5 protein-coding genes are annotated in these 6,639 nt (G+C 70.9%); 4 read left to right on the forward strand and 1 reads right to left on the reverse strand.

What is annotated here, in order from left to right:
• Positions 1-160 precede the first annotated feature (160 nt).
• Both D474_RS0116240 and D474_RS0116245 read left to right on the forward strand, forming a co-directional pair.
• Positions 161-2,251: a catalase gene (locus D474_RS0116240; RefSeq protein WP_017614602.1), complete on the forward strand. Its 2,091-nt coding sequence runs from the start codon at positions 161-163 to the stop codon at positions 2,249-2,251.
• A 13-nt stretch (positions 2,252-2,264) separates the two neighbouring features.
• Complete coding sequence (locus tag D474_RS0116245) at positions 2,265-3,227, forward strand: TIGR03557 family F420-dependent LLM class oxidoreductase (protein WP_017614603.1); 963 nt, start codon at positions 2,265-2,267, stop codon at positions 3,225-3,227.
• 14 nt (positions 3,228-3,241) lie between these two features.
• Here the strand turns inward: D474_RS0116245 and D474_RS0116250 are convergent, their stop codons facing one another.
• Positions 3,242-4,612 (reverse strand): cytochrome P450 family protein, encoded by a 1,371-nt coding sequence (locus D474_RS0116250; protein WP_017614604.1) that lies wholly within the window; start codon positions 4,610-4,612, stop codon positions 3,242-3,244.
• A 367-nt stretch (positions 4,613-4,979) separates the two neighbouring features.
• Here D474_RS0116250 and D474_RS0116260 point away from each other — a divergent pair, with 367 nt between their 5' ends.
• The gene (locus D474_RS0116260) at positions 4,980-6,287 is read left to right on the forward strand and encodes an SWIM zinc finger family protein (protein WP_017614606.1); all 1,308 of its coding nucleotides are present in this window, start codon (positions 4,980-4,982) and stop codon (positions 6,285-6,287) included.
• The coding region (locus D474_RS0116265; protein WP_026118544.1) for a DUF5691 domain-containing protein at positions 6,284-6,639 on the forward strand (356 nt) is incomplete at its 3' end. The genes D474_RS0116260 and D474_RS0116265, both read left to right, overlap by 4 nt.

The following is a 6,639-nucleotide window of genomic DNA, read 5'->3' on the forward strand; positions in this document are numbered from 1 at the left end:
AGCACAGGTCGGAGCGTGGCGAAGGCGGGATGGGCCCCGCTGGGGAAAGCCTGTACAAACTCGAGCGCGGGTGTGTTTGGCGCTGCGTGTGCGCGGTCAAGGCGGTCAGGGAGAAGCAGGTACGTGTGCCCCCACTAACCACCACCGGTGGAGGAGACCCATGGGCCATCACGAGCACGACGCCAAGGACCGGCAGCTCGAACACGACCGCACGGACTCGACCGAGCCCCTGACGACCGATACCGGGGTCCGGGTCGAGGACACGGACAACTCACTGCGCGCAGGGTCCCGCGGGCCCACGCTGCTCGAGGACTTCCACGCGCGGGAGAAGATCACCCATTTCGACCACGAACGCATCCCCGAGCGGGTGGTGCACGCTCGAGGCGCCGGCGCGTACGGCCGCTTCACGCCCTACGAAGGGTTGAGCGACCTGACCGCCGCGCATTTCCTGAGCAGCCCCGACGTCACCACGCCGGTCTTCGTGCGGTTCTCGACCGTGGCGGGTTCCCGGGGTTCGGCAGACACCCCGCGCGACGTGCGCGGGTTCGCGGTGAAGTTCTACACCGAGCAGGGCAACTACGACCTGGTCGGCAACAACATGCCGGTCTTCTTCATCCAGGACGGCATCAAGTTCCCCGACTTCGTGCATGCGGTCAAACCCGAGCCGCACAACGAGATCCCGCAGGCGCAGTCGGCGCACGACACCCTGTGGGACTTCGTGGGTCAGCAGCCCGAGACCACGCACATGATGATGTGGCTGATGTCGGACCGCGCGATCCCGCGGAGCTACCGCATGATGCAGGGCTTCGGGGTGCACACCTTCCGGTTCGTCAACGCCGACGGCAAGGGCACGTTCGTCAAGTTCCACTGGACACCGAAGCTGGGCACGCACTCCCTGGTCTGGGACGAGGCACAGCGTGTCCAGGGCAAGGACCCCGATTTCAACCGCCGCGACCTGTACGAGTCGATCGAGCGCGGCGACTTCCCCGAGTGGGAGCTCGGTGTGCAGCTGGTGGACGAGGAGGACGAGCACAGCTTCGACTTCGACCTGCTCGACGCCACGAAGATCATCCCGGAGGAGCAGGTCCCGGTGCGGCCCATCGGCAAGCTCGTCCTGGACCGCAACCCGGACAACTTCTTCGCCGAGACCGAGCAGATCGCCTTCCACACGGCGAACGTGGTGCCCGGCATCGACTTCACCAACGACCCGCTGCTGCAGGCCCGCAACTTCTCGTACCTGGACACGCAGCTGCTGCGCCTGGGCGGGTCCAACTTCCAGCAGATCCCGGTGAACCGGCCTGTGGCCCCGGTCTCCAACAACCAGCGCGACGGGTTCGCGCAGCACAGGGTCCACCGCGGGCAGACTTCGTACTTCCCGAACACCCTGGGCGGGGGTTGTCCGGCGCTGGCCGACGAAGGTGTCTACCGCCACTACACCGAGCGGGTGGACGGCGACAAGATCCGGGTGCGCAGCGAGAGCTTCCAGGACCATTACTCCCAGGCCACCCTGTTCTGGAACAGCCTGGCCGACTGGGAGCGCGATCACGTCGTGGCGGCGTTCCGGTTCGAGCTCGGCAAGTGCGAGGAGCTCGGGGTGCGCCAGCAGGCCGTCGCCAACCTCAACCACGTCGACCACGGGCTCGCCGTCAGCGTGGCCGAGGGAGTGGGGGTCGAGGCGCCGCCAACCGAGGAGACCCCGAACCACGGGCGCTCCTCACCCGCGCTCAGTCAGGCCAACACGGCCTTCGGCGACCTCACCGGCCGCCAGATCGCGCTGCTGGTCGCCGACGGCGTCGACGCGCCCGCGGCCGACGCGGTCCGCCGGGCCTTCTCCGACCAGGGCGCGCACGTGGAGTTCCTGGCACCGCGCGACGGTGCCCTGCACACCCGGGAGGAGGGCGTGCTCAACGCCGACCGCGCCTACACCACCGTCTCGTCGGTGCTGTACGACGCCGTCGCCGTTGTGGGCGGTCCCGACTCGGCGCAGGCGCTCGCGGAGGACGGCACCGCCCGGCACTTCGTTCTGGAGGCCTACAAGCACCACAAGCCGATCCTCCTGGCCGCCGACGGCCGGAGCATCGTCGACGGGACCCCGTTGGCCGAACGGCTCCCCGCCTCCTTCGGCAGCACCACCACACCCGAGGGTGTGACCGTGGCGCCTGCGCTGGACGAGGAGAGTCTCATGGCCTTCCTGCGCCTGGTCGGTCTGCACCGGCACTGGGAACGGGAGACCACCTGGATCCCCGCCTGACCGAGGGAGCGACATGAAGGTCGGATTCAAGCTGTTCGCCGAGGGGTTCGGTCCGCGCGAGATCGTCGAACAGGCCGTGCGGGCCGAACGCGCCGGCTTCGACTTCGTCGAGGTCAGCGACCACTACCATCCTTGGCTGTTCAGCCACGGGCACTCCGGGTACGTGTGGTCGATGCTCGCGGCGATGGCCGAACGCACCGAGGACATCGGTCTGGCCACCGGGGTGACCTGCCCGATCATCCGGCAGCACCCGGCGATCGTCGCGCAGGCCGCGGCGACCACCGCGCTGCTGTCCGACGGGCGGTTCACCCTCGGCCTCGGGTCGGGCGAACGACTCAACGAACACGTCGTCGGCATGGGGTGGCCGAACGCCACGGTGCGCCACGAGATGCTCCGCGAGGCCATCGACATCATCCGGCTGCTGTGGAACGGGGGTTACCACTCCTACGAGGGCAAGCACCTCGACCTGGAGGACGCGCGCGTCTTCGACCTGCCCGAACGCTCACCCGACATCGTCGTGGCGGCCGGGGGAGAGCGCGCGGCGTCCCTGGCAGCGGATCTGGGCGACGGCCTGTTCGCGACCGAACCCGATCCCGGCCTGGTCGGGACCTACCGTGAGGCGGGCGGGCGCGGACCGCTCTACGGCGAGGTCCCTCTCGCGTGGGCGGAGGACGACGCTTCGGCGCTTCGCTCGGCACGGGAGATGTTCCGGTTCGGGGTGACCGGGTGGAAGGTGCAGGCCGAGCTGCCGAACCCGATCAACTTCGAGGCCGCCACCGAGACCGTGCGCGAGGACGACATGGCCGAGGCGTTCGGGTACGGGCCAGACCCGGAACGGCACCTCGCGGCGGTGCGCGGGTTCGCCGACGCCGGGTTCGACCACCTGTGCCTCATCAACGCCGGTCCGGACCCGGAGGGCTTCTTCCGCTTCTACGAGGAGGAACTCTCCGGGCCCGTGCGCGCCCTCGGGGACTGAGGCCTGGGGGCGGATCAGCCGCGCAGCCCGCGCCACCAGCCCATGAGCTTGCTCAGCAGGTCCTCGGGCTCGTCCGGGGCCGGAATCGCGACCTCACGAGTGCGCGGTTCCGCTGCGGCTGCGGCCCTCGGGCCCCTGGGCGCGGACGGCACGAACCGCACGGGCAGCTCGCGCAGGCCCCGCACGAACGGGGACTGGTGCCAGCGCAGCTGCTCGTGCGGTACGGCCAGTTGCAGGCCGGCCAGCCGCTCGTGCAACACCGTCACCCCGGTCGCAGCGATCATGCGCGCCAGCTCGCGGGCCGGGCATGCGTGCGGCCCGGCCCCGAACATGAGGTGGGCGCGGCTGCCGCCGGCCATCCCGGTGCCGTTGTCCTCCTCACGCCGCACCGACGGGTCACGGTGGGCGGGCGCGAACCCGAGCAGGACGGCGTCGCCCGACCGGATCTGCGCGCCGCCGAGCCGCATGTCCTGGAGCGCGATGCGGCCCAGCAGCGTCTGGAACGGCGTGTTGCTCCACATGACGTGGTCGAGCAGCGACTGCACCGGTAGCCGTGAGTCGGTGTGCGCGGTGCGGATACGCGGGTCGGTCAGCAGGGTCCACACCGTGTTCCCGATGAGGTGTGTGGTGGGCATGTGGCTCGCGTTGTTGATGAGCGCCGCCTGGTGGGCGACCTCGTTGTCGCTGAGCCCGATCGGGTGCTGCAGCATCCACGAGACGAGGTCCGGGCCCGGGCGGTTGCGCTTGCGGTTGACCAGGCCGGAGAAGTACTGGTGCATGCGCGCCACCCCCTCCTCACCACGCTCGGCGTCCTGGTCGAAGACGATGCGGGTGATGTCGCCGAGCATGTGCCCGTAGCTGTCGGGGAGCCCGTAGAGGCTGTTGACCACCAGGACCGGCAGGTGCACTGCGTACTCGGAGACGAGGTCGGCCCGGCCGTCGGCGATGAAGGAGTCGACGAGCTCCTCTGCGATGCGGCGCACCGTGCGGTCGGTGGCGGCCATGTCGACCTTGCCGAGGGCATCGACGATGGGCGAGCGCAGCCGGGTGTGTTCGGCGCCGTCGGCGTAGAGGGCGTTGGGGCGCCAGGAGAAGGTGGGCCGTGTGAGGTCCATGCGGCCCTCGACGACCTCGCGCCAGCGCCGGGTGTCGCGGGTGAACAGGTGCGGGTTCTGCAGGACGGAGAGGTTCTCCTGGTAGCCCAGGAGCAGCCACACGCGTACGTCCGGTTCGATTTCGACCGGGGCGACGGGGCCGTGCTCCTCACGCAACCGGTCCCAGAGTGCGTCACGCCCTGACGCGGGGACGGGTTCGTGCAGCCGGGCGTACTGTGCGGGGCAGCTGTGGGCGGTGGTGTGCTCGCCGCCGGATCGGGTGGTCGTCATCGGGTGTGCGAACCCCGGGGTGTGGGCCGCTTCCCTCCCTTCGGGGAAATGGGCATCGCTGCGGTGATGGAAGGGGGAGCGGGGACCGCCGCGCCGGCCGGGTACGTGTGGGCCAGTACCATGCCGGTCGTGGAATTCTAAGAGGGAAATGGTCCTGTTTTCAATGCGGTCGCATCAATGGTGGTCGTGTTCGGCTGTATTTGTTGACGGGTGTTCCGAATTCGTTCGGGGTCCGGTTTCACGTGCGCTGACGCTCGGTGTCGTGGTTGGGGGCGCAGTGTCGCACATGGGTGCGACATTCTGGAAAAATATCGTCCGGGACGAAAGTGCCCCCGATTCTGTCGGTGCCCGTCCCTAGTCTTTTCCCGTGAGCGATCGATGGAATGTCGACGACGTCGGGGCCCTGGCCCCCGACGCCCCGTCGTGGAAGGCCGCCCGAACGACGACCTCCCGCCCCGGCGCCTGGGATGACGCCGGTCTCCTGTCCGGCGACGCCTTCGCGGTGTGGGGCGAGTGCCGGGGCAGCGCCAGCCGCAGTTACCGCGTGGCCGTGCACGTGGACACCGTCCCGGGGCCCGCCTGCACGTGTTCCTGTCCCAGCCGCAAGAGTCCCTGCAAGCATGCGCTCGGCCTGCTCGTCCGGTGGGCCCGGGGTGAACTGGCGGAAGCGGACACCTCCCCCGAGTGGGTCGGTCGGTGGGTCTCCCGCCCCACCGCACGGCGCTCCCGCCCGGCCGCCCCCGATCCCGCCCGCGCCGAGAACGCCCGCCTCGAACGGGAGGAAGCCGTCGCCGAAGGGCTCGCTGCACTGTCCCTGTGGCTGTGTGACCAGGTCGGGTCCGGCCTCTCCGAGGTACCCGCCCGAGGATACGAGCACTGGGACCGCATGGCCGAGCGCCTCGTCGACGCCAAGGCCCCCGGCGCAGCAGCGCTCGTCTCCGAACTGCCCGCCCTGGCGCGCCACCGCGACTGGCCCGAGCGCGTGCTCGAACGGTTCGCGCTCCTGCACCTGCTCGCCGAGGCCCATCGGGCGCGCGAGCACGTGGCCGGCGCGCTGAGGACCGCCGTACGTACCCGGCTCGGTGTGACCACCCGCGCCGACGAGGTGCTCGCCCACGGGGAACGTGTCACCGACACCTGGACCGTGCTCGCCCGCAGCCGGCCCCACGACGCCGCGTCCGGTGTGTGGAGCCGCCGTGTCTGGCTTCGCGGGCGCACGCACGGCCGCACAGTCTTCACCCTCGCCCACGGCCGCGACCCCGGAGCGCTCGACGGTGGACCGGAACCGGGGACCAGGGCCGAGGCCGAGCTGGCGCTCTACCCCGACCACCGCCGCGCCACCGAGGTGCACACCGGGCCTCCCGCACCCGCACCCGCGCCCGTGGGTTCCACCGTCGCCGGTGCCCTCGACACCCACGCCGCCGGGCTCGCGCAGGACCCGTGGTCGGCCGCCTCCCTCGTGGTGCTCGCCGCGGTCGCTCCCGCCCGACGCGAGGGGTGCTGGTACCTGGCCGACCGGGACGGAGGTGCCCTGCCGCTGACCGACCCCGAACCGTGGCTGCTGCTGGCGGCGACCGGCGCGCACCCTGCCACGGTCGTGGGGGAGTGGTCGCCGGCCGACGGGTTCAGGCCTCTGACCGTATGGGCCGACGGAGCTCCGGCAATCGCCCTGTGACCCCGCCACCGCGGACCGCCGCCGACGACAACGAGGAGGACCTGATCATGACCGCGTCCGAGGCCGACCCGTGGGAGAGCCTGCTCCCCGCCGCTCTCGTGGGCACCGCTCGTCGCTCGGTCCCCGACACCCCGGGGCTTCCCGCGCCCGACGCCCCCGACGCCGCCACCGCCCTGCTCGACCGCGCCGCCCTCGCCGCCGTGCGCCGGGCCGCCGGACTTACCCCGCACACCGCCGACCCCGTCGAACCCGCCCCGTACGAGGACGCCCCCGAGGTCTCCACCACCGCCTCCGGGCACCTCGCAGAGATCCTCACCGCACGCTCCGCACTCCTGCCCGAGTGGCTGGGGGC

Origin of the sequence: Nocardiopsis salina YIM 90010 (assembly GCF_000341025.1) — a bacterium.
GTDB classification, from domain to species: Bacteria; Actinomycetota; Actinomycetes; order Streptosporangiales; family Streptosporangiaceae; genus Nocardiopsis; species Nocardiopsis salina.